The sequence below is a fragment of the Nocardia sp. NPDC127526 genome (genome assembly GCF_042672265.1).
Classification (GTDB): Bacteria; Actinomycetota; Actinomycetes; order Mycobacteriales; family Mycobacteriaceae; genus Nocardia.
The window spans coordinates 26103-48741 of record NZ_JBHXVO010000030.1 but is presented as its reverse complement, the minus strand read 5'-3'; the positions used below and the strand labels follow the sequence as shown (position 1 = coordinate 48741).

At 68.9% G+C, this 22639-nt stretch carries 23 protein-coding genes; 15 read left to right on the top strand and 8 right to left on the bottom strand.

Translation table 11 applies throughout. The annotated features are described in order from the left end of the window. Positions 1-122: 122 nt before the first annotated feature. Positions 123-644, bottom strand: a complete 522-nt coding sequence (locus tag ACFVIV_RS32405; RefSeq protein WP_379202956.1) for a MarR family winged helix-turn-helix transcriptional regulator — start codon at positions 642-644, stop codon at positions 123-125. Here ACFVIV_RS32405 and ACFVIV_RS32400 point away from each other — a divergent pair. Then, positions 643-2247, top strand: coding sequence for an MFS transporter (locus ACFVIV_RS32400; protein ID WP_379202954.1), 1605 nt, complete (start codon positions 643-645; stop codon positions 2245-2247). The genes ACFVIV_RS32405 and ACFVIV_RS32400 overlap by 2 nt on opposite strands. Here the strand turns inward: ACFVIV_RS32400 and ACFVIV_RS32395 are convergent. Beyond that, a complete protein-coding gene (locus ACFVIV_RS32395) occupies positions 2157-2645 on the bottom strand; it encodes a MarR family winged helix-turn-helix transcriptional regulator (protein ID WP_379202953.1) in 489 nt (162 codons plus the stop codon). The genes ACFVIV_RS32400 and ACFVIV_RS32395 overlap by 91 nt on opposite strands. An 87-nt stretch (positions 2646-2732) precedes the next feature. Between ACFVIV_RS32395 and ACFVIV_RS32390 the strand changes: the two genes are divergently transcribed. Next, positions 2733-3428: an NAD(P)-dependent oxidoreductase gene (locus ACFVIV_RS32390; protein ID WP_379202951.1), complete on the top strand. Its 696-nt coding sequence runs from the start codon at positions 2733-2735 to the stop codon at positions 3426-3428. A gap of 7 nt (positions 3429-3435) precedes the next feature. Here ACFVIV_RS32390 and ACFVIV_RS32385 read toward each other — a convergent pair whose 3' ends face one another. The 3 genes from ACFVIV_RS32385 to ACFVIV_RS32375 all read right to left on the bottom strand — a co-directional run bounded on the left by ACFVIV_RS32385 (position 3436) and on the right by ACFVIV_RS32375 (position 5991). Continuing rightward, positions 3436-4833, bottom strand: coding sequence for a three-helix bundle dimerization domain-containing protein (locus ACFVIV_RS32385; protein WP_379202950.1), 1398 nt, complete (start codon positions 4831-4833; stop codon positions 3436-3438). Between the two features lie 172 nt (positions 4834-5005). After that, a complete protein-coding gene (locus ACFVIV_RS32380) occupies positions 5006-5440 on the bottom strand; it encodes a ferritin-like domain-containing protein (protein WP_379202948.1) in 435 nt (144 codons plus the stop codon). Continuing rightward, complete coding sequence (locus ACFVIV_RS32375; RefSeq protein WP_379202946.1) at positions 5437-5991, bottom strand: hypothetical protein; 555 nt, start codon at positions 5989-5991, stop codon at positions 5437-5439. The genes ACFVIV_RS32380 and ACFVIV_RS32375 overlap by 4 nt, the downstream gene beginning before the upstream one ends. 303 nt (positions 5992-6294) lie before the next feature. Between ACFVIV_RS32375 and rimP the strand changes: the two genes are divergently transcribed. From rimP to ACFVIV_RS32320, 11 genes are all read left to right on the top strand, one after another. After that, on the top strand, positions 6295-6918 hold the full coding sequence (rimP, locus tag ACFVIV_RS32370; protein WP_379202944.1) for a ribosome maturation factor RimP: 624 nt from the start codon (positions 6295-6297) through the stop codon (positions 6916-6918). Continuing rightward, complete coding sequence (nusA, locus tag ACFVIV_RS32365) at positions 6915-7943, top strand: transcription termination factor NusA (RefSeq protein ID WP_379202942.1); 1029 nt, start codon at positions 6915-6917, stop codon at positions 7941-7943. The genes rimP and nusA overlap by 4 nt, the downstream gene beginning before the upstream one ends. A gap of 133 nt (positions 7944-8076) precedes the next feature. Further along, positions 8077-8430 carry a YlxR family protein gene (locus ACFVIV_RS32360; RefSeq protein ID WP_379202940.1) on the top strand — a complete coding sequence of 118 codons (354 nt, stop codon included), beginning with the start codon at positions 8077-8079 and terminating at the stop codon, positions 8428-8430. A gap of 108 nt (positions 8431-8538) precedes the next feature. Continuing rightward, on the top strand, positions 8539-11613 hold the full coding sequence (gene infB / locus ACFVIV_RS32355) for a translation initiation factor IF-2 (protein WP_379202938.1): 3075 nt from the start codon (positions 8539-8541) through the stop codon (positions 11611-11613). A gap of 164 nt (positions 11614-11777) precedes the next feature. Continuing rightward, complete coding sequence (locus ACFVIV_RS32350; RefSeq protein ID WP_379203029.1) at positions 11778-12068, top strand: DUF503 domain-containing protein; 291 nt, start codon at positions 11778-11780, stop codon at positions 12066-12068. A 26-nt stretch (positions 12069-12094) separates the two neighbouring features. After that, the gene (gene rbfA, locus ACFVIV_RS32345; protein ID WP_067548794.1) at positions 12095-12544 is read left to right on the top strand and encodes a 30S ribosome-binding factor RbfA; all 450 of its coding nucleotides are present in this window, start codon (positions 12095-12097) and stop codon (positions 12542-12544) included. A gap of 33 nt (positions 12545-12577) precedes the next feature. Next, positions 12578-13573, top strand: a complete 996-nt coding sequence (locus ACFVIV_RS32340; RefSeq protein WP_379202936.1) for a bifunctional oligoribonuclease/PAP phosphatase NrnA — start codon at positions 12578-12580, stop codon at positions 13571-13573. Between the two features lie 201 nt (positions 13574-13774). After that, positions 13775-14641 carry a DUF5995 family protein gene (locus tag ACFVIV_RS32335; protein WP_379202934.1) on the top strand — a complete coding sequence of 289 codons (867 nt, stop codon included), beginning with the start codon at positions 13775-13777 and terminating at the stop codon, positions 14639-14641. Between the two features lie 69 nt (positions 14642-14710). Next, positions 14711-14845, top strand: a complete 135-nt coding sequence (locus tag ACFVIV_RS32330; RefSeq protein ID WP_379202932.1) for a hypothetical protein — start codon at positions 14711-14713, stop codon at positions 14843-14845. A 108-nt stretch (positions 14846-14953) separates the two neighbouring features. After that, the gene (locus ACFVIV_RS32325) at positions 14954-15502 is read left to right on the top strand and encodes a cysteine hydrolase family protein (RefSeq protein WP_379202930.1); all 549 of its coding nucleotides are present in this window, start codon (positions 14954-14956) and stop codon (positions 15500-15502) included. Positions 15503-15807: 305 nt separating this feature from the next. Next, positions 15808-17169, top strand: a complete 1362-nt coding sequence (locus ACFVIV_RS32320; RefSeq protein ID WP_379203027.1) for an MATE family efflux transporter — start codon at positions 15808-15810, stop codon at positions 17167-17169. 138 nt (positions 17170-17307) lie between these two features. Here the strand turns inward: ACFVIV_RS32320 and ACFVIV_RS32315 are convergent, their stop codons facing one another. Both ACFVIV_RS32315 and ACFVIV_RS32310 read right to left on the bottom strand, forming a co-directional pair. Next, the gene (locus ACFVIV_RS32315) at positions 17308-17964 is read right to left on the bottom strand and encodes a response regulator (protein ID WP_379202928.1); all 657 of its coding nucleotides are present in this window, start codon (positions 17962-17964) and stop codon (positions 17308-17310) included. Continuing rightward, positions 17961-19385, bottom strand: a complete 1425-nt coding sequence (locus tag ACFVIV_RS32310; protein WP_379202926.1) for a histidine kinase — start codon at positions 19383-19385, stop codon at positions 17961-17963. Before ACFVIV_RS32310 ends, ACFVIV_RS32315 begins: the two co-directional genes overlap by 4 nt. 133 nt (positions 19386-19518) lie before the next feature. Here ACFVIV_RS32310 and ACFVIV_RS32305 point away from each other — a divergent pair, with 133 nt between their 5' ends. Both ACFVIV_RS32305 and ACFVIV_RS32300 read left to right on the top strand, forming a co-directional pair. Beyond that, positions 19519-21585, top strand: a complete 2067-nt coding sequence (locus ACFVIV_RS32305) for an MMPL family transporter (protein ID WP_379202924.1) — start codon at positions 19519-19521, stop codon at positions 21583-21585. Positions 21586-21649: 64 nt separating this feature from the next. Beyond that, positions 21650-22360 carry a class I SAM-dependent methyltransferase gene (locus tag ACFVIV_RS32300; RefSeq protein ID WP_379202922.1) on the top strand — a complete coding sequence of 237 codons (711 nt, stop codon included), beginning with the start codon at positions 21650-21652 and terminating at the stop codon, positions 22358-22360. A gap of 17 nt (positions 22361-22377) precedes the next feature. On the opposite strand, the gene ACFVIV_RS32295 is transcribed toward ACFVIV_RS32300, so the two are convergent. Beyond that, a complete protein-coding gene (locus ACFVIV_RS32295; protein WP_379202920.1) occupies positions 22378-22521 on the bottom strand; it encodes a hypothetical protein in 144 nt (47 codons plus the stop codon). Positions 22522-22639: the final 118 nt, after the last annotated feature.

The following is a 22639-nucleotide window of genomic DNA, read 5'->3' as shown; positions in this document are numbered from 1 at the left end:
TTTTGGCCGGAATCCACCGCACGGGAGTGGATCCCGGCCAAAAGCATGCCGGGATGACAAGTGGGCATGCGGGATGACGGGTGGATGTGCCGGGATGACGACGGGCGTGTCTGCCTGGTCGCTCAGTGGCAGGCTGTGGCGATGCCGGACATCCAGGTGCGGATCGCCGCCCTCTGTTCGGGCGGCAGGTCGGCTTCCAGTTCCGCCTCGCGCCGGGCGACGGCGATGCGGGCTGCGGCGAAGCGTTCCCGGCCGCGGTCGGTGATGTAGATCTGGTGGCTGCGCTTGTCGGTGGGGTTGGGCCGGCGTTCGACCAGTTGGTCGGCTTCCAGTCCGGCGACCATCTCATTGGCGGCCTGGCGGGTGCTGGCCACTTCCCGGGCGATCTCGGCGACCGACATGCCCGCCCGCGCGCCGACCATCATCAGGGTCGCGTACTGCGAGGTGGACAGCCCGAAGTCCTTGAGTTCCTCGCCGATTGCGGCGCGCATGTTCAGCCAGACGCTGCGGACCATGAAGGTGAGTGATCCGTTCTCGTCCCAGTCCCCGCTCAAGGGCAGCCTTCCTCCCGGATTGACAGGTACCTGACAATCAAGCATTCTTTGAATCGTCAGGTTCTTGCCAATTTTACCGAAGGTGTTCATGACCACGCCTCCGACGCTGCCCATTGCGCGGCAGCGAATGATCCTCGCCGTCCTCCTGCTGTCCTCCGTGCTGATCTGGTTGGACAACACCATTCTCGGCACCGCCCTCGAAACCCTCGCCGACCCGGTGCACGGGCTCGGCGCCAATCCGGCCGAATTGCAGTGGGCCACCGGCTCTTACACCCTGATCTTCGCCGCGCTGATGTTCACCGCGGGCGCGCTGGGCGACCGGTTCGGCCATCGGACCGTTCTCGCAACGGGATTGGCGCTCTTCGCCGCCTCCTCGGTCTGGGCCGCCTACGCCGGTGACGTCGGCCAGCTGATCGCGGCGCGCGCCGCCATGGGGGTGGGCAGCGCGCTCATCATGCCCCCGACCATGGCCATCGTCACCTGGACCTTCACCGGCCCGGCCCGGGCCGCCGCCATCGGCCTGTTCTCCACCTCCGCGGGCATCGGATTGGCGGCGGGACCGCTGCTCGCCGGTCTGCTGCTCGACCACTTCTGGTGGGGCTCGGTGTTTCTCGTCAACCTTCCGGTGGTGGCCGTCGCGCTGGCGGGAATCGCCGCGCTGGTCCCGAACTTTCGCAGCCCCACCCGCCGGCCGCTGGATCCGGCCGGTCTGGCGCTGTCCGTCAGCGGGCTCGGCGCGCTGGCCTACGGCCTGATCAAGGCGGGACAGGTGGCGTCCTGGACCCCGCTCGACGTGTGGGCTCCCATCGTCGCCGGAATGGTCCTGCTGATCGTCTTCGTCCTCGTCGAATCACGCAGCGCCCAGCCCAGTTTCGATCCTCGCCTGCTCGCCGAGCGCACCTTCGGCGGCGGCAATGCCGCTCTCGGCCTGCTGTTCCTCGCCATGACCGCCGTCGGCTTCTACGGGGCCTTCTATCTCCAAGGCGCACGCGGCTTCTCGCCCCTGGAAGCGGGCCTGGCCAACGCCCCCGCCGCCCTCGGCGTGATCGTCGGCGGCCCGCTCGGCATCCGGCTGGTGCGCCGGTTCACGCTGCGCCCGGTCGCCGTCCCCGCCCTCGTCACCGCGGCCCTGGCCATGGGCAGCTTCGCCCTCTTCGGCCTGGACACCCCGATCATCTGGAACGAGATCGTCGTGTCGATCCAGGGCCTCGCCCTCGGCATTGTGATCGGCACGGTGACAGCGGCTTTGATGAGCACCCTGCCCCTGGAACGCGCGGGCGCGGGCTCGGCCGTCACCAATACGGTCCGCCAGACCGGCAGCGTCCTCGGCATCGCCATCGGCGGCACCATCATGTCGATCGTCTACAGCCGCGCCATGGCGGGCTCGGTCCAGGACCTCCCGCCCGCGGTGGCCGACCGGATGCGCGAATCCGCCGAACTGGCCCGCCCCACCGCCGCCGCCCTCGGCCGCCCCGATCTCGCGCACGCGGCCGACGACGCCTTCGTCCATGCGCTGCACGTCGGCGCGCTCTGGGTCATGGCCTTCACCCTCGTCGCCGCCGCCGTCCTCGCGATCACCCTGAGCCCCAGCGGTATTCGGTCTCAGTCCGCCAGCTCGGCGGCCGATTCCCTGCCTGCCTCGGAGCAGCCCCGCAGAAAGTCGGTGATGACCTCGAGCTCGGCAGGCGAGTAGCGGTCGCACAGCGCGTCCATGCGCCCGTTCATGCCCGAGAGCATGCGGTAGAGCTCCGGGTTGCGGTCCCGCACCGCGCGGACGGTGACAGCGCGGCGGTCGGTGGATTCGGGGTCGCGTTCCCGGATCACCCAGCCGCCGCGCTGCAGGCGATCGAGGATGCCGGTGAGCGTGGCGGGATGCAGCCCGGCCAGGCGGGCCAGCGCGCTGGGGGTGAGCGGCCCGTGCCGGCTGACCAGATCAAGGCAGGTCCAGTCGGCGTCCTTGAGCTCGATCCGGCTGCCGAAACGCCGGTTGAGCAGGGACAACTGCGTGTTCAGCTCCCGCATGGCCGCCTTGACCTCGGTGGTCAGTCGCCGGCGCCGGCGAGCATCCTCCGAATCTAGTACGGAACTCATATTGTATGAACCTCAAATCATATTGTATGGTTCTCATATGATACGACGCCCGAAGGACAGCGGGGTCGTGACCGGGAGGACAACATCATGAACATCGTCGTTTTCGGAGCCAATGGGCCCACCGGCCGCCTGCTCACCGAACAAGCACTGGCGGAAGGGCATCGGGTGGCCGCGGTGACCCGCAAGCCGGAATCGTTTCCGCTGCGGCACGATCGGCTCGAGGTGATCGGGGCGGACGTCTTCGACCCGGCGGCCGTGGCGGAAGCCGTCGCCGGGCGGGACGCGGTGGTCTCCGTGCTCGGGGTGCCGTTCGGCAAGGAACCCATCACCACCTATTCGCGCGGCGTGGGCAATATCGTCGCCGGGATGCGGGTCCACGGGGTGCGCCGGCTGATCGCGGTGAGTTCCAGCGCGGTCGACCCGCACCCGTACCCGGGCGCGGGATTCGTGTTCAACCGGATCATGCAGCCCTATGTCACCAAGGTGATGGGCAAGACCCTCTATGCGGACATGACGCGCATGGAGGACCTCATCCGCGCGACCGATCTGGACTGGACCATCGTGCGGCCGAGCGGGCTGTACGAACTGCCGGAGGTCACCGACTACATCATGGCCGAGGGGCGTTCCGATCACCGGTTCACCTCGCGCCGCGATCTCGCGGCGAGCCTGCTCCGGCTCGCCGGGGATCGCGGCTATGCGGGGAAGACGGTCGGGGTCGTCACCACGGTCGACAACCCCGGCATGTTTCAGCTCATCCGGCAGGAAGCGTTCTCCGGCAGCTGATTCCGGCTCAGTTGTAGACCTTGGCCACTCCGTCGAGCAGTCGCTCCAGGGTTTCGTAGCCGGGCAGATCGACGACGTCGATCAGGTCCGGGGTCACCGGGACCTCGGTGCGGCTCGCGACCTGAGCGAACAGGGCCGGGTCGTTCGGGCGGAAGCCGTGTTCGGCCGCGAGACGCTGCAACTCCGCATCGGTGGACAGCAGCTTCCCGATCCGATCGCCGTTGTCGTTCAACGGCACCACCGTGTGCTGCGACAGCACGGTGGGCGAGGGATACATGAGCATCATGTCCGGCTTCAACCGGCCCTGGACCGCGGCGTCCACATACTGCGCCTCGTAGATCCACACCAGCGGAGCCGGGCCCATGCCTGCCGCCAGGTACTCCTGGAACGGCCCGTCCGTGCTGTTCTCGGTGTAGCCCTGCCGGGTGAACAGGCGCGAAACCCGCGACAGCGCATGGTCTTCGGCCGCGGTGCCGCGCACGATGGAGTTCTCGTTGGCGACGTAGGCCGCCACCGCCAGATACATGGCCGCCGAGCTCGAGGTGCGCGGATCGGTGGTGGAGATGAGCACATGCTTGCGGACCGGATAGGAGGTATTGCCCGCCAGCTCGTCCCACTGGGTGCCCTTCTCCACCAACTCCAGGTACTTCGCCATATCGAGGATGGGCGTTGGACCCGGCCGCACCACGCCCGCCGCGGTGAGCAGCTCGGCGATCGGCTCGAAGGTGGCGATGGCCATGGGGGAGGAGAACGGGGTGTACTTGCCGCTCACAGTGCGCTGCCGCTGGATTCGCTCGGCGGCGGTCGTGCTGGACGGGAAGGCGAAGTCGTAGCCGCCCAGATCCACCGAGGTGGCGATCTGCCGCGAACCGGCCGGATCCACCTCGGCCCGCACGCCGTGCTTCGCGAGCGTGTCGATCACCTTCGGATCGGAGAAGAACCCGATCTTTTCCGAGCCCACCACGCCGCGAATCGTGGTGAGCGTCGCCGGAGCCGCCGCCGGCGGCGCCGAATCCGGTTGCCGCACCGCCAGTGCCACCGCGACGACGAGCACCAGCACCACGGCCGCCGCCAGCCCGCCGAGAATCCGCTTATCGCCGGTCAAAGTGTCCAGCAGGTTACCGGCAGTCGAATTCGCTTTGTCCCCCACGGAAATTGCCGAAGCATTATCCGAATTCGACTGCGGGGTATCTTGTTCCGCCTCCTCGGGCGTCAGTTCCCGCCGCGCAATGCGCTCCACCAGAATGGGAACGAATTCGCGAATGGCATGGCCGTCGAACCGCTGCCGCACCGCCCCCACCACGGCCGTGACCTGGTCGGCGCCGTGTTCGTCGCCATAGGCTTCGACCAGGCGATTCGTCAGCTCCAGCAGAGCCTTTTCTTCCCGGGCAGTATCGACCGCCACGCTGTCTCCCTCGACCTCACACCGGAATTTGATTGCACGGCAGAGAAATACGCCTGCCGACGCGCGACAACCTTACCGGCATACCGCGCCGATTTCCGATCGACGCGGAAATCGGCGCGGTCCGGGTGGATATCGAATTCGGTCCGGGCCGAGGGAAATTCGGCCCGCTGATTCAGGGCTGACCTGGGAATGCGATGGTCGCCGGGTTGGCGCCCAGGATGGACTGCCATGTGGCCAGTCGCACAGCCGATTCGGTGAGCGCCTCGACCGCGGTGCGCCGCACCTCCGGCGTGCCCGCGGTCTCCACCGCCGCGCGCCAGGCGGTGGCGCAATCGGTTTCGACCGCGACCGCCAGCTTGGCCGCCGGAATCGGATCGTCCACCACGAAGGGGGAGGTGTACGCGGCATCCGGCGCGGGCACGGCCGCGCCGAGCGACTTCAGCGCATCGGCGGTCGCGTCCCGGCGCACCCGGTGCGCGGCGGTGTACTCCGAAACCAGCTTGGCCCGATCGATATTCGCATAGGCCGCGATGACGCCGTAGGCGTAGACGGCCGCGTACTCGGCGCCCAGAGCGGCCGTGAGCGCCTGCTGATCAGGTGTGGTCATGCGAGCAATACCCCCGCGTGCGTCGCGCAGGCGGCACTGATCGAGGCGAGCAGCCCGGCGCGGTAATCGGACAGCTGAACGGACAACTCGGCCGCCGACCGCCCGGCAGCGGTCAGCTGGTCGCGCAGGGTGGTCACCGCCGGCGGCGGTGTCGGCGCGGCAGGCGTCACCGGGGGCGTCCGGTACGACGGCTTGGTCCCGTCCCCGTAGGTGCCGATGGCGCGATCGATCTCGGTGCGCAGTGCGGTCGCGTGCTCGGTGCGCTGCGCCGCGATGGTCTCCAGCGCGCGGGCCTTGTCGGGCGCGGTGGCAATGGCCGCGGTCGCGGCGGCGGCGTCCACCAGCGCCGACTCCTCCTGAGCCAGCAGCGGATCCGGGGCCGCCGGGACCTTGTCGTCCGTGCACGCGCTCAGCACACCCGCGGCGGCGATGGCCACCGCGCCGCCGCCGGCCAGCCGCAGCACGGTGCGGCGGCCCACCGGGGGACTCGGGAATGGTGGCGAGGCGCTGGGCCCGCCCGGCACGGATACGCCGCTCTCACTGCTTGGCACGGATACATGGTGCCAGCCGTCGCAGCACGTTTGCCGCGCCAGGGCCGTCGGATACGCTGTGATCTCGATCGATTTACCGCCGCTACGGGCGCGTCGCTGCTGGACACGCCGTCTGCGCCCCAGCAAAACGCCCAGATGGGCACGCGTCGACCATGCCGAACTCGAGACCGATGGCTGGTCCTTTACACTCTTCCAGCGCGTTACGCTAGATCTTCGGCGGGGTATTTCGCCGTCTCGCCCGAAACCGCGCGTTGCCCGATCCGACAACTCAACCCGTCACAACTGAACCAGGAGCCGCCCCACATGCCGATGCCGACCGAGGAAAGGGTGAGCCAGCTAGTTGCTGGACTCGTCGAACGCCGAGGATTCGACCTCGAAGGCGTCGATATTTCGGCTGCCGGGACGGCGCACACCAAGGTGAAGGTGACGGTCGACAGCGACGGCTCCGCCGATCTGGACGCCGTCGCCCAATTGAGTTCGGAACTATCGGAAGCTCTCGACGAGGCCGGCGACTTCGGTGAGACCCCGTATCTGCTGGAGGTCACCACCCCCGGCATCGATCGCCCCCTCACCGAGCTACGCCACTGGCGCCGCGCCCAGGGCCGCAAGGTCAAGGTCACGCTGCGCCCCGGCGTCGAATCTCCGGAGGAGAAGGGCAAGTCGCGGTTCGAGGCCCGCGTCGGCGCCGCCACCGACACCGAGGTGGCGCTGGTCCTCGGCGGCAAGCGGAAACCACACCGGGTGACGGTGCCGCTGGCCGATATCGAGTTCGCCGTCGTCCAGGTGGAGTTCGCTCCCCCCGGCGCGGCCGAACTGGAACTGGCAGGGGGAGTAGCGCCGGGCCGTCCCCAGCCCGGCGCCCAGGAGGAATCCACTGAAGACGAAGCAGCAGCGTCCGATTCATTGACCGAAGGGATCGTGGAATGAACATCGAAATCGAAGCCCTGCGTGCGATAGTCGCCGACAAGGGAATCTCGATGGAGACGGTGATCTCCGCGATCGAGTCGGCCTTGCTCACCGCCTACCGGCACACCGAGGGGCATCAGCCCAACGCCCGCATCGACATCAACCAGAAGACCGGTGTCGTGCGCGTCATGGCCCGCGAGCTCGACGCCGACGGCAATGTCATCTCCGAATGGGACGACACCCCCGAGGGGTTCGGCCGCATCGCCGCCACCACCGCCCGCCAGGTCGTGCTGCAGCGGCTGCGCGACGCCGAGAACGAGAAGTCCTTCGGCGAGTTCTCCACCCATGAGGGCGACATCGTCGGCGGCGTGGTGCAGCGCGATGCCCGCATGAACGCCCGCGGCACCGTGGTGGTGCGCATCGGCAGCGAGGCGCACGGCGCCGAGGGCGTCATCCCGCCCGCCGAGCAGGTGCCCGGTGAGACCTACGAGCACGGCGATCGCATCAAGTGCTACGTCGTCGGCGTCTCCCGCGGCCCGCGCGGCCCGCAGATCACCCTGTCGCGCACCCACCCCAATCTGGTGCGCCGCCTGTTCGCCCTCGAGGTCCCCGAGATCGCCGACGGCTCGGTCGAGATCGTGGCCGTGGCCCGCGAGGCCGGGCACCGCTCCAAGATCGCGGTCCGCTCCACCGTGCCCGGCGTCAACGCCAAGGGCGCCTGCATCGGCCCGATGGGTCAGCGCGTGCGCAATGTGATGAGCGAACTGGCCGGCGAGAAGATCGACATCATCGACTACGCCGAGGATCCGGCCGCCTTCGTCGGGAATGCGTTGTCGCCGTCGAAAGTTGTCTCCGTCACGATCGTGGACCCCGAAGCGCGCGCCGCGCGGGTCGTGGTCCCGGACTTCCAGCTCTCCCTCGCCATCGGCAAGGAGGGTCAGAATGCCCGCCTGGCGGCCCGGCTGACCGGCTGGCGGATCGATATTCGCAGTGATGCGGCCCCCGACGTCGCAGGTGGAGTGCGTACGGAGGCGGGACGGGGCTAGAAACCCGGGAGCGCTGCGCGCGCTGTCCCGGTAGCGTCGATCGCGCTCGGATCGACCAAGATCGCAAGGTGGAACAGACCCCTCGGATGACAGCTTGGTAACTTCCAAAGGGTACGGATGCGGAGATCGGGACATGACAGCGGTACAGTGGACGCAGGCTCAGCGCGAGTCTCCGGCCCCTTCGCGTGCCGCACGGGAACGATCGAGATCAGAACCCGTACGGACCTGCATCGGATGTCGGAAACGAGAGTTGGCCGCCGAGTTGTTGCGAATCGTGGCGCAAGACGCTGGGGACTCCCAGACGATTGCGATCGTTCCCGATCCGCGGCGCAGACTGCCCGGAAGGGGTGCCTGGTTGCACCCCTCTTCGTCTTGTCTGAGTTTCGCGACCCGGCGCCGAGCATTCGGCAGAGCACTACGAGTGTCCGGATATCTGGATATCTCAGCCCTGGAGCATTACGTAGAGAACAGGCACGAGCACTCATGAGCACACCGTGAAGTCCCAGCGATGATCGGCCATCGGAAATAATCTGAGGTCGTGCGGGCGCCCCTTCCCAAAAGGGTTGCCACGCTCGACCTCTCAGTGAGGAGAGCAGTGGCAGGCAAGGCCCGCGTGCACGAGTTGGCGAAAGAACTCGGTGTCACGAGCAAAGAACTACTCGCGCGGCTCAAGGAGCAGGGCGAGTTCGTGAAGTCGGCGTCGTCGACGGTGGAGGCCCCCGTCGCACGCCGCTTGCGGGAATCGTTCGCGGCGAAGAACGCCCCGGCGAACGGCACCGCGAAGTCCGCAGCCAAGCCCGGCGATGCGCCGCGCCCGGCTGCCAAGCCGTCCCCGGCCAATGCCGGTCCGCGCCCCGGCGCACCCCGTCCGGCCGCACCGGCTCCGGCCGCTCCGGCTCCGGCCCCCGCGCCGAAGCCCGCGGCCGCCGAACAGGCCGCCCCGGCGGCTCCGTCCCCGGCCGCGGCTGCCAAGCCCGCTCCGGCGGTCCGGCCCGGTCCGGCCCCGAAGCCCGCGGCGCGTGAAACCGCCGCTCCCGCAGCGGCTTCCGCCGCTCCGGCCACTCCGGCGCAGCCGTCCCAGCGTCCGACCCCGGGCGCCCCGCGTCCGGCGCAGCCGGGCCAGCAGGGTCAGACCCCGCGTCCGGCGCAGCAGTCCGGCGCCCCGGCCCCGGGCCCGCGTCCGGCCGGTCCGAAGCCGGGTCCGAAGACCCCGCGCGTCGGCAACAACCCCTTCTCTTCCGCGCCCGAGCGGCCCCAGCCGCGTCCGGCGCAGCCGGGTCCGCGTCCGGGCCAGGGCCAGGGTCAGGGCGGTCCCCGTCCGGGCCAGGGCCAGGGTGGCCCGCGTCCGGGGCAGGGCGGTCCGCGCCCGGGTCCCGGTCAGGGCGGTCCCCGTCCGGCTCCGGGTCAGGGTGGCCCGCGTCCGGGTGGCGCCCAGGGTGGCGGCCCCCGTCCGGGTGGACCGCGTCCGAGCCCCGGCTCCATGCCTCCCCGTCCTAATCCGGGTGCGATGCCGCAGCGCGCGGCGCGTCCGGGTCCCGGCGCCGGTGGCGGCGCGGGTCGTCCGGCGCGTCCGGGTGGTCCGGGCGCCGGCCGTCCCGCCGGCGGCGGCGGTCCGTACCGCGGTGGCGGTGGCGGCGCTCCGGGCGCCGGTGGCGCTCCGGCCGGTGCCGGTGGCGGCGCCGCGGGTGGTTTCCGCGGTCGTCCCGGTGGCGGTGGCGGCGGTCGTCCGGGTTCGGGCGGCGGTCGCGGCGGTGCCGCGGGTGCCTTCGGACGTCCGGGTGGCGCGCCCCGCAAGGGCCGCAAGTCGAAGCGGGCGAAGCGCGCCGAGTACGAGTCGATGCAGGCGCCCGCCGTCGGCGGCGTGCGGCTGCCGCGCGGCAACGGCGAGATCATCCGTCTTGCCCGCGGCGCGTCGCTGTCCGATTTCGCCGAGAAGATCGGCGCCAACCCGGCCTCGCTGGTGCAGGCGCTGTTCAACCTCGGTGAGATGGTCACCGCGACCCAGTCGGTGAACGAGGAGACCCTCGAGCTGCTGGGTTCGGAGATGAACTACGTCGTGCACGTGGTCTCCCCGGAGGATGAGGACCGCGAGCTGCTCGCCAACTTCGACCTCACCTACGGCGAGGACGACGGCGACGAAGAGGATCTGCAGTCCCGCCCGCCGGTGGTGACCGTCATGGGTCACGTCGACCACGGTAAGACCCGACTGCTGGACACCATCCGTAAGGCCAATGTCCGTGAGGGCGAGGCCGGCGGCATCACCCAGCACATCGGCGCCTACCAGGTGCTGTCCGAGGTCAACGGTGAGGATCGACTGATCACCTTCATCGATACCCCGGGTCACGAGGCGTTCACCGCCATGCGTGCCCGTGGTGCGAAGGCCACCGATATCGCGATCCTCGTGGTCGCGGCCGACGACGGCGTCATGCCGCAGACGGTGGAGGCCATCAACCACGCGCAGGCCGCGGACGTGCCGATCGTGGTGGCGGTCAACAAGATCGATAAGGAAGGCGCGAATCCGCAGAAGATTCGCCAGCAGCTGACCGAATACGGTCTGGTCGCCGAGGAATACGGCGGCGAGACCATGTTCGTCGACATCTCGGCCAAGCAGGGCACCAATATCGAGTCGCTGCTGGAAGCGGTCGTCCTGACCGCCGACGCGGCCCTCGATCTGCGGGCGAACCCGGACATGGACGCGCAGGGTGTGGCCATCGAAGCCCACCTCGACCGCGGTCGCGGCCCGGTCGCCACGGTGCTCATCCAGCGCGGCACGCTGCGCGTCGGCGACTCGGTCGTGGCGGGCGACGCCTACGGTCGCGTGCGCCGCATGGTCGACGAGCACGGCGACGACGTCGAGGCGGCGCTGCCGTCGCGGCCCGTCCAGGTCATCGGCTTCACCTCGGTGCCGGGCGCGGGTGACAACCTGCTCGTGGTCGAGGAGGACCGCATCGCGCGGCAGATCGCCGATCGCCGCAATGCTCGCAAGCGCAACGCCCTGGCCGCGCGCAGCCGCAAGCGGATCTCCCTGGAAGATCTGGATGCCGCTCTGAAGGAGACCTCGGAGCTGAACCTGATCCTCAAGGGCGACAACTCCGGTACCGTCGAGGCCCTCGAAGAGGCGCTGCTCGGTATCGATGTGGGCGACGAGGTGCGACTGCGCGTCATCGACCGCGGTGTCGGTGGCGTCACCGAGACCAATGTCAACCTGGCCTCGGCCTCGAACGCGATCATTATCGGGTTCAATGTCCGGGCCGATGGCAAGGCGGCCTCCGCGGCCAACCGCGAGGGCGTCGACATTCGGTACTACTCGGTCATCTACCAGGCCATCGACGAGATCGAGAAGGCCCTCAAGGGTCTGCTCAAGCCGATCTACGAAGAGGTCGAGCTGGGTCGGGCGGAGATCCGCCAGATCTTCCGCTCCTCCAAGTTCGGCAATATCGCGGGCTGCATGGTGCTCTCGGGTTCGGTCAAGCGCAATGCCAAGGCGCGCCTGCTGCGGGACAATGTCGTGGTCGCCGAGACCGTGACGATCTCCTCGCTGCGGCGCGAGAAGGACGACGCGACCGAGGTCCGCGAGGGCTTCGAGTGCGGTATGACGCTCACCTACAACGATATTCGTGAGGGCGACGTCATCGAGGCCTACGAGCTGCGCGAGAAGCCGCGCGACTAGGAGTACAGTGCGATCGCTGGGTCCGGAGCAATCCGGGCCCGGCGATGCCGTACCGGTCCACGGGTTTCCGTGGGCCACTTACCAATCCGGCGCGTTCCCGCGTACGCCTTTTGGGCGCGTTGGTTTTACGAGAATAAGTGCGTGCGCGACACATGGGAGACAAGTTGTTCTTCGGAGCGCTCGAATTCGACATCCTGCTCGGCGATGTGCATTCGCTCAAGCAGAAGCGCTCCGTCATCCGCCCGATCATCGCGGACCTCCAGAGAATGGGTGTCTGCGCCGTCGAAGGTGGGGAACACGACCTTTACCGGCGTACGTTGCTCGGTGTGGCGATGGTCAGCGTAGGCATGAGCCATCTCACCCAGGTGCTGGACAAGTGTGAACGGCACGTGGCGGACCGCCCGGAGTTACAGTTGCTGGCGGTACGCCGCCGCGTCTTCGGACCCGAAGACTGAATCGATTACGTGAGGAGGGCATGGCCATGGTGGATCAGGCCAGGGCACGCCGACTCGCCAAGCGGATCTCCACGATCGTGGCTACGGCCATCGAATACGAGATCAAGGATCCGCGGCTGCGTTTCGTCACCGTCACCGATACCAAGGTGACCGGTGATCTGCGGGAAGCCACCATTTACTACACGGTGATGGGGGAGACCCTCGACGCCGAACCGGACTACGCGGAAGCGGCCGCCGGGCTGGAGAAGGCCAAGGGCATTCTCCGCTCCAAGGTCGGCGCGGGCACCGGCGTCAAGTTCACCCCGATCCTGTCCTTCGCCCTCGACACCGTCCCGGACGCCGCCAAGCAGATGGAGGAGTTGCTGGCTCGCGCCCGCGCCGCCGATGCTCGTGTCGCCCAGGTCGCGGTCGGCGCCACCTATGCCGGTGACGCCGATCCGTACAAGGCCGACGACGAAGACGACGACGAAGACTGACCTGCGGTCGCGAACCGGGGAGGAGACGCGCCGGTGACGGAACAGGTCGATCTGGCCGCGGCGGTGTCGGTGCTCGACACCGCCCGATCGGTCACGGTGCTCTGCCACGTCCAGCCCGATGCCGACACCATCGGCAGCGGGCTGGCGCTGGCGCAGGTGCTGCATCGGCGCGGGGTGCCCGTGCGGGTGTCCTTCGCCGAGCCGGCGGAGCTGCCGGCCTCCATGCGATCGCTGCCGGGCATCGAATTGCTGGTGCCCCCGGCGGAGGTGCCGCGGGAGGTCGACGTGCTGGTGGCGGTGGACTGCGGGAGCGCGGGGCGGTTGGGTGCGCTGCAGGACCGGCTGTCCGGTGCGCGGGTCAGCCTGGTGCTGGATCACCATCGCTCCAATACCCGCTTCGGCACCGTGAACGTGGTCGACGAATCGGCCGAATCGACCGCGGGTCTCATTGCCCGCATTCTGGACGCCTGGGGTGAGCCCATCGATCGCGATGTGGCGCATTGCCTCTATGCCGGGCTGGTCACCGATACCGGGTCCTTCAAATGGGCGCGTCCCGGCTCGCACGCGCTCGCCGAGCGGCTGCTGGCCACCGGTATCGACGGCGCGGGCATTACCCGCACGCTCATGGACACCCATCCCTTCGGCTGGCTGACCATGCTGTCGCGGGTGCTGGCCTCGGCGCAGCTGGATCGCGAGGCGGCCGCGGGCGCGGGGCTGGTGTACGCCTTCGTGCGCCGGGAGGATCTCGACGGGGTGCGCTCCGAAGAGGTGGAGAGCATTATCGACCTGGTCCGCACCACCTCCGAGGCCGAGGTGGCGGCCGTCTTCAAGGAGTCCCGCTCCCAGCCCGAGCAGTGGACGGTCTCGCTGCGCTCGCACGATTCCGCCGACGGCTCGCCCGGGGTGGACGTTGCCCGTGTGGCGACCGCGCTCGGCGGCGGCGGACATCGTTATGCGGCAGGCTATTCCACTTCCGGAACGCCGGAAGACCTGGTCGCGGCCTTGCTGGGGGAGCTCGGCGGGTGCTGAGGCACGGCGGATGTGATATCCGGCACGGACATCCACCTGCTCCCGGATGTAACGAATCCGGATTACCCGGCGCGGCTTAGCTATTCGATAGCGATCATCTACAAGAGCTGATCAAAGACAGTTTCTCTGTATTTGGCCGAACTGCGGAGCAGTCGGCACACTTCGAGCAATCCACTTGATAAATCTGCTTGGAGTAGTGCTGTGCGTAAAACGTCCCGTCTCGCGGTAGTCCTGGTCGCCACGGCGGCCGTCCTCGGTTCGGCGGCCGGAACCGCCGTCGCCGTCGATCCGCCCGCGACCGGCTCCCACTCGCCGGCGATCGCCCCTGTGAGCGACGCGGAGCGAGCCGAACTCGTCCAGCTCTCCGACCCGGCCACCCTGCGCGACCTGCACGACGGCGAGCAGCGCATGAACCGCATCGCCGCGATCTTCACCGCCCACAAGGACCGCCGCGGCATCTTCGCCGTCTTCTATCGCAACATCCTGCGCGACGCCAACCCGCTGCTCGATCAGGGCCGCTTCGACGACCCGGTCTGGGCGCGCAAGGTCAGCTACGCCTTCTTCCACGAATACCTGGCCAACCTGCACGGTCACCTCGCCGGCGGCCCGGTCACCCCCGGCTGGCAGCGCTACTACGCCATGGCCGCCGACCCCTCCCGCTCGGCGGGCCGCGTCGCCGGCGCGGGCCTCGACGCCCACCTGCTCATCGACTTCCCGAAGGCCATCGCCGACACCGGCACCCGCCTCTCGAACACCCGAGACTTCTTCACCATCGGCGACGCCCTAATCGGCACCACCCACAACATCACCGACGAACTGAAGTCCGAATACGGCGCCCAGCTAGCCGACTTCTTCAACCTGTACTTCGTCGGCAAAGCGGGCGACGTCGTCCTCGGCGACGGCAATACCAGCTACGTCCTGTTCCAGAGCGTCCGCGGCACCGCCCTGTCCCAGGGCATCGCCATGGAGAACCGCGTCACCGACGGCCCGGCCGAACTGTCCATGCAGGGCCTGTACTACACCGCCGAGGCCGTCTTCGACGGCTTGGAGGCCGCCGGCTGGGTCTGACAGATACCAGTCAGGCTGGTCACCTCTGACACCATTGCTGATGCGAGTGGGTTTCGAGGAGGCGGCACAATGGCTTGGCAGCAGATTTTTCTCATTGCGCTGGAGGACTACCGGCAGCGCCGAGAGACGGCTCATGTGCTGGAGTTGGGCCGCCGCTCGAACGCTGACAACAAGGGTCTCCTGGATCGCCTGGCCGACGCGTGAAAACTCCACGCTGCCAAGCTGATCGGTGCGCCCTCACTATGATGGCCGCTGGAATGGCGGACCCGTTGGCCGCGGGTGCCGGAGGATGAGTCTGGAGGAGAGCCTGCTGTGACGACCGCGCTGATCATCGGTGACGTTCAAGTGGGGATCACGGACGGTTATCCGTTCGCCAAGAGTGTCGTGCCGCCGCTCGCCGACCTGCTCCCGCGCGCCCGCGCGGCCGGTGTTCGCGTTGTGTTCGTGCGCTTCGCCATGCGGGGCAACGGGACTGATCTGCCGCCGGGCAACGCGATGTTCAAGTCGTTCTTCGAGTCCGGGGACGGGTTCCATGAAGGGTCGGCCGGAACCGAGATCGCGCTGCCGGTCGCGGACGAGGACATTGTGGTGGTGAAGCGCCGGGCGAGTGCGTTCGCGGGGACCGATCTCGACCTCGTGCTCCGGGCGGGCGGCGTCGATACGCTCGCGATCGCCGGGGTCGCGACCAGTGCGATGGTGGCCGCGACCTGCTATGACGCGGCTGATCGCGGATATGGGGTGACCGTGCTGCGGGACGGCTGCGCCGACGGTGATACGGCCGTGCACGACTTCTTCATGGACGCCGTCTTCCCCAGCCGGGGCCACGAGGTCGTGGCCTGTGCCGAGTGGAAACCTGCCTGACCACCGCGGGGCTGCCATGCCCGCGCGGGTGGGCCTGCCGAAGCTGAAGCGAATTGCCGAACGTAGGCCTCGGGGGTGCCGAGCACCGTGGTGATCTTGGTGGGTCCGACGCCGGCGCCGACGGCCGCGCGCCGGAAGTCGGGTTGCAGAAGGTCGCGTACGGGTAGGTGCGCGCGCCCCGGGATGACGCCCGGGTGGTGCGGTCGGCGTGCGCGGCCGTCGGTGTCGTAGGGGTGTGGGAGGGTGATCGGATGCGCAATGGTGAGGACCGCGGGGTGGACGGGGCGGGTGAGCCGGGCTGGGCCGTGGCGGACGTCGCGACGCGCAAGCGCGGGGACGAGGCGGTGCAGGCCGGGCCGCGGCGGATTCTCGGGATCGCGGTGCCGACGCTGGGGGTGCTGGTCGCGGAACCGATCTATCTGCTGTTCGATATGGCGGTGGTCGGCCGCTTGGGAGCGCTGGCGCTGGCTGGGCTCGCGGTCGGCGGATTGATTCTGGCACAGGTCAGTTCGCAGCTGACGTTTCTGAGTTATGGGACGACGGCGCGGTCTTCGCGGCGGCACGGGGCCGGGGACGAGGCCGGGGCGGTCGAAGAAGGAGTGCAGGCCAGTTGGATCGCGGCCGGGGTGGGGGTGGTGATTCTCCTTCTGCTGCAGGTGTTCGCGGGGCCGGTGACGCGGGCCATCGCGGGTGGCGGCGATATCGCCGAGGAAGCGTTGCCGTGGTTGCGGATCGCGCTGTTCGGGGTGCCGTTGATCCTGTTGTCCATGGCCGGGAACGGGTGGATGCGCGGGGTGCAGCAGACGCGGCGGCCGCTGGTGTATGTGGTTGCCGGGCTGGTGATTTCGGCGGTGCTGTGCCCGGTGCTGGTGCACGGGCTGTTGGGTGCGCCGCGGTGGGAGCTGGCGGGGTCGGCCGTGGCGAATGTGGTGGGGCAGTTGGTGGCCGGGGGATTGTTCGTGCGGGCGTTGTTCGTCGCGAAGGTGCCGTTGCGGCCGCGCTTCGAGGTCATGCGCGCCCAGTTGGTGCTCGGCCGGGATCTGATCGCGCGCAGTCTCGCCTTCCAGGCGTGCTTCGTGTCCGCGGCGGCCGTGGCGTCCCGGTTCGGGGCGGCCTCGGTGGCGGCGCATCAACTGGTCCTGCAGTTGTGGAACTTCCTGGCGCTCACCCTGGATTCGCTGGCGATCGCGGCGCAGACCCTGGTGGGCGCGGCGCTGGGGGCCGGGAACGCCCGGGGCGCACAGGGTCTCGCGCGGCGGATCACCGGGTGGTCCACGGCCTTCGCGGTGGTGCTGGCGGCGGCGTTCGCGGCCGGGTACGCGCTGATACCGCGGCTGTTCACCGAGGATCCGTCGGTGCTGGAACGCACCCACGTGGTGTGGTGGTTCTTCGTGGGACTCATCCCGGTCGCCGGTGTGGTGTTCGCGCTCGACGGCGTGCTGCTCGGCGCTGGTGACGCCGCCTTCCTGCGCAATGCCACCCTTGGCTCGGCCCTGCTGGGCTTCCTACCCGCCATCTGGCTCTCGCTCGCCTACGACTGGGGCATCGCCGGAATCTGGTCCGGGCTGGTCGCTTTCATGGTGCTGCGGCTGGTCGCGGTCTGCTGGCGGGCGCTGTCCGGACGCTGGGCCCGAGTCGGCGCGGAGGTGCCGCGCCGACTCGCGTGAGTCCGGAGTCGGTGTGTTGTCGATTCCGAACCTGCTTGCCGGCGATTCTGGACCTGCTTGCCAGCGGGGTGTGCACCGAGGAGAAGGCGGCGTCGGTCCGGGCGCACCTCGCGTCGGTCACCGGCGGCCGACTCGGCGTCAGGGGGCCGGGGTCACCAGGCCCGCTTCGTAGGCGGCGATGACCAGTTGAACGCGGTCTCGCGCAAGGAGTTTGGCGAGGATGCGGCTGACGTGGGTTTTGACGGTGAGGGGGCTCAGGACCAGGGATTCGGCGATTTCGGCGTTGGTGAGGCCGCGGGCTATGAGGATGAGGACGTCCAGTTCGCGGTCGGTCAGCGTCGAGATGGATGGGCGGGGAGCTGGATCGGGGAGGGTGCGGACGCGGGTGATGACGGCGGCGGTGGCGCTGGGGGAGAGGAGGGCTTCGCCGGCGGCGATGGTGCGGATGGCGTCGAGGAGGGCGGCGGGTTTGGTGTCCTTGATGAGGAAGCCGCTGGCGCCGGCGCGGAGGGCGGCCAGGACATTGTCGTCGGTGTCGTAGGTGGTGAGGACGAGAACCCGTACGCCCGCGAGGTTTTCGTCGGCGGCGATCTCGGCGGTGGCGGCGATGCCGTCCAGGTCGGGCATGCGGATGTCCATGACCACGACGTCGGCGCGTTCGGTGCGGGCCAGGGTGACGGCCTCGCGGCCGGTGGCGGCCTCGCCGACGACCCGCATATCGGCGGCCGAGGCGATGAGGAGGGCGAAGGCGCCGCGTACCAGGGCCTGGTCGTCCGCCAAGAGGACTCGGATCATGGGCGAGCCTCCATCGACGCATCGGTTGCCGGGTGCGGTGCGGTCCGCTCGGCACGGTCCACCAGGCGTGCGGCCGAGTCGTACACCGCCGACTCGGGTTCGCTGGCCGGAATGCGTGCGGCCTCGGGTTCGCTGGTCGGGATCGGTGTCGCCTCGGGTTCGCCGGCCGGGGTGGGTGCGCCCTCGGGCATGTTGGGCGGGATCGGTGCAGCCACGGGCTTGTTGGGCGGGATCGGGGCCGGTGTGGGGCTCGAGTGGCCGCTGACCGGGAGTGCGGCGGCGATCTCGAAGCCGCCGCCGGTATCGGTCGCGGAGACGGTGCCACCTATCGCCGTGGCGCGTTCGATCATGCCGCGGATACCGAAACCGGTGGTGGCCATGGAGTTTCCGGGGTCACCGTGCTGCCGGCCGCGGCCGTTGTCGGTGATGCCGATGAGCAGGCGGTCGGTGCGGTAGTCGAGGCGCACGGTCGCGATGGTTGCCTGTGCGTGTTTGGCGATATTGGTGAGGGCCTCTTGAATGATGCGGTAGCCGACCAGTTCCACGGTCGGAGCCAGTGGGCGCTGGTGTCCGGCTGTCACGAATTCCACGGTGACTCCGGCGGCTTCGGCGTGTTCGGCCAGCGCGCGTACTCGGGTGAGATCGGGCAGGGGCTCTCGGGAAGCGTCGGTCTCCCGGGCGCCCCCGCTCGGGGCGCGGAGCACGCCGACGGTCGCGGCGAGTTCGGCGCGGGCGTCGGCGCAGGCGTCGGAGATGGTTTCCAGTGCATCGATGACGGTGCGCGAGTCGGCATGTCGCTCGGTGAGCAGGTGCGCGGCCACCCCGGCCTGCACCTGGATGACGGTGATGGTGTGCGCGAGGAGGTCGTGCAGGTCGCGGGCGATGCGCAGGCGTTCCTCGGTGACCTGGCGGCGGGCCTCCTCGTCGCGGGTGCGTTCGGCGCGTTCGGCGCGATCCAGGACTTCGGCGATGTAGGCGCGATGCAATCGGACCGCTTCACCGGCCACGCAGGCGAGCACGATCCAGCCGACCGCGCCGAAGGTTTGCAGTGCGGTGTTCTCGTTCGCGGTGCGGGAGAAGAGGATTCCGCCGGCCGCGAGGGCCATGACAGCGAGGATGACGCCGGCGGTGCGGCGCCGGTTGCCGTGCCGGGCGACCGTGTACAGCGCGAGGATGGTCGAGGGAATGATCGCCTCGTGCGGGAATTCGTTCGCATGATACGGAATCGCCAGTGCCGTATGGGTGATCAGCACCGCCATCGGATACCTGCGCCGCGCGATCAACGGCAGGGTCGCCGACACCAGCAGCGCGATGCCTGAGCCGTTGATCTGTTCGCTCGCCGGTATCAGGAAGCTCGCCACCAGTTCCGCGAGCAGGACGAGGCCCATGAGCAGGCCGTCGATCCACCACACGCGGTTCATTCCCGCCATTGTGCGGCAGTGGCGGGCCGGGCGTGTACTCCGTGCGGAGTATTCGCAACAGCCGACCCCGGGCGGACGTTTTCTCGTCGGCTTCCCGCGACGCTGCTCTCATGCCCGATGCGAGGAGTCAATCATGGGAATGAAAGCCAGAGCGCTACTGCTCTTCGGCCTGTGGATCGCGGTGCTCGCCGCGATGGTGCCGTTTGCCGGTGGGCTCGATGATGTGAAGTCCGACAAGGAAACCGATTACCTGCCCGCCTCGGCGCAGTCGACCATGGCCGCGCAGCTCGAGCAGACGTTGCCCGGCGGGACCGAGAACGTCTTTCTCGTGGTGTACGAGCGTGATTCGGGTGTCACCGAGGCGGATCGCGCCACCGCCGCGGCCCAGTACAGCGCGTTGCGGGCGACGTACGGCAGTGCGAGCGGACCGGATCGGCCCATTGCCTCCGCCGATGGGAAAGCCCTGATGTATCCGGTTATGGTCGGCGAATCCCATGGTGAACCGTCTTCCTACATCGAGGAATTCCGCTCGGCCGTGGCCGAGCATCCCGCCGGGCTGACCGTGCAGGTCGCCGGGCCCGGGGCGCTCTCGGCCGATTTCGAGGGCGCGTTCGAGGGCATCGACGAGCGGCTGCTGCTGGTGACGGTGCTCGTGGTGACCGTCATCCTGCTGCTCACCTACCGCAGCCCGCTGCTGTGGCTGGTGCCGCTGCTCGCGGTGGCGGGCGCGAACCTGCTGTCCATGGCCGCCGTGTACGGCCTGGCCAAAACCTTGGACGTCACCGTCAACGATCAGAGCGCCGCGGTGCTCACCATCCTGGTCTTCGGCGTCGGCACCGACTACGCCCTGCTCATCGTCGCCCGCTATCGCGAAGAGCTGCGCCATCATTCGGATGTCGTCATCGCCATGCTGGCCGCGCTGCGCCGCTCGGTCCCCGCCATCGCCGCCTCCGCCGCCACGGTCAGCCTCGGCCTGCTGTGCCTGCTGGCCGCCGATATGAACAATGCCGCCGGCATGGGCCCGGTCGGTGCGGCCGGCATCCTGTGCACCCTGCTGGTCATGGTGACCCTGTTCCCCGCCCTGCTGGTGCTGTGCGGCCGCTGGATCTTCTGGCCCCGCGTGCCCCGCCCGCAATCCGGCGCCATCGCCCGCGCGACCCTGTGGGATCGCATCGGCGCGCATATCGCCCGCCGCCCGGTGGTTTCGGCTGCCGCCTCGGTGGCCGTGCTGGCCATCCTCGGCCTCGGCCTGCTCGGCAACACCGGATCCCTCTCTCGCGCCGACCAATTCGTCGACACCCCGGAATCGGTCCACGGCCAAACCGCCATCGCCGCGCACTTCCCCGAACGCGCCGGCACCCCACTGCTGGTCATGGCCCCCAACGCCGTCCGCGACACCGTTCTCCGCGCCGTGGAATCCGACCCTGGCATCGGCTCGGCAGAAGCGGGCCGCGCCGGCCCCGAATTCTCCGAGATCACCGCCATCCCACGCGACCCCGCCGACTCGGCCACCGAATACGCCACCATCGACCGCCTCCGCACCAACCTCGGCAACCTGGCCCCCGGCACGGTAATAGGCGGCCCCAGCGCCTCCAACCTCGATATCGCCGACGCCTCCACCCGCGACCGCTGGGTGGTCATCCCCCTCGTCCTGTTGGTGGTGACCGCTGTTCTCGCCCTGCTCCTGCGCTCCCTCGCCGCCCCTCTCGGCCTCCTGCTGACCGTCGTCCTGTCCTTCGGATCGGCTTTGGGCGCAAGCGTTCTCGCCTTCGAACACCTCTTCGGCTTCACCGGCTTGGACTCGGGCCTGATCCTCTTCGCCTTCCTGTTCCTGGTAGCCCTCGGCGTCGACTACAACATTTTCCTGGTGAGCCGCGCCCGCGAAGAGGCCCGCCGAATCGGCACCCGCCCCGGCATGCTCCGCAGCCTCTCCGTCACCGGCGGCGTGATCACCTCCGCCGGAATCGTCCTGGCCGCCACCTTCGCCGTCCTGACCACCCTCCCCCTGGTCTCCCTGGCCCAAATAGGTTTCGCCGTAGCCTTCGGCGTCCTCCTCGACACCCTCCTGGTCCGCTCCATCCTGGTCCCGGCCCTCACCATGCTCGCCGGCGACCGCGTCTGGTGGCCCGCCCGCCTCCCGCGCCCCGTACCGGGTCGATCCCCGTCCACCACACGGGATCCCGAATCCATCATGGTGTAGCGGAAACCCCGAAACAGTACATCCCAACAGCGAAAAACAGCACCCGACCAGGAATAATGGTCGGGTGTCAGCTGATCTTCACGCCCGACTTCTCGACGATGCCGCGTTGGAATCCTCTTCGGTGGTCGCGAACAACGCCATGAACCGCCTTCGCGGCCTGTCCGGCGTCAACAGCTATGCCCGCGAACTCGGTTTCGATCCCTACGAACGCCTGGCAACCATCCTGCGCGGCAACCCGCATGCCGCGGTCCGCTGGATCGACGTGTGCTGCGGTTCGGGGCGGGCGCTCCTCGAGGCCGAGGACCGCTTCGCCACCGAGTTCCCCACCGCCGACATCGCCATCACCGGCATCGACCTGGTGAACCACTTCCTCGCCACCCCGCGCACCCCTCACCTGCGGCTGCTCACCGCCAGCGCCGCCACCTGGCACCCCGACGCCCCCGCCGACCTGGTCACCTGTGTCCACGGCCTGCACTATCTCGGCGACAAACTGGCCGTGCTGACGGCCATGACCCAATGGACCAGGCCCGGTGGATCCTTCGCCGCCGATTTCGATCCCCACGCGATCCGCAACCCCGACGGCTCCTCGGCCGCCCGCCCGGTCCTGGCCGAGTTGCGCGCGGCCGGCCTGACCTACGACCGGCGTCGCCGGCGCCTGTCCGGCACCGACTTCCGTCCGCCGAATTTCACCGCCGCCTACCTCGGCGCGGACGACACCGCGGGCCCCGGCTACACCGGCCAGCACGCGGTGACGTCGTACTACGACTTCGGGTAGCCACGTGCCGGACCGGTCTAATCGATGGCCTTGCTGATCAGGGTGATCGCCGCGAACACTCCGCCGACGACGATCAGGCCGTAGTGGTTCGTGGATCTGGAGTAGTCGTAGGTGGAGGCGGCGATGGTGATCGCCGCGATCAGGAATAGCAGGCGCTTCATGGTGGCTCCCACGGCTTCGATTTCACCGTAGAAGATCGATTTCTGTTGTGCCACAGCGGAATAAGCGACTGGCAGTGCAGCGGCGGGGATGGGGCGGCGTTCGGCGGGACGGACCGCC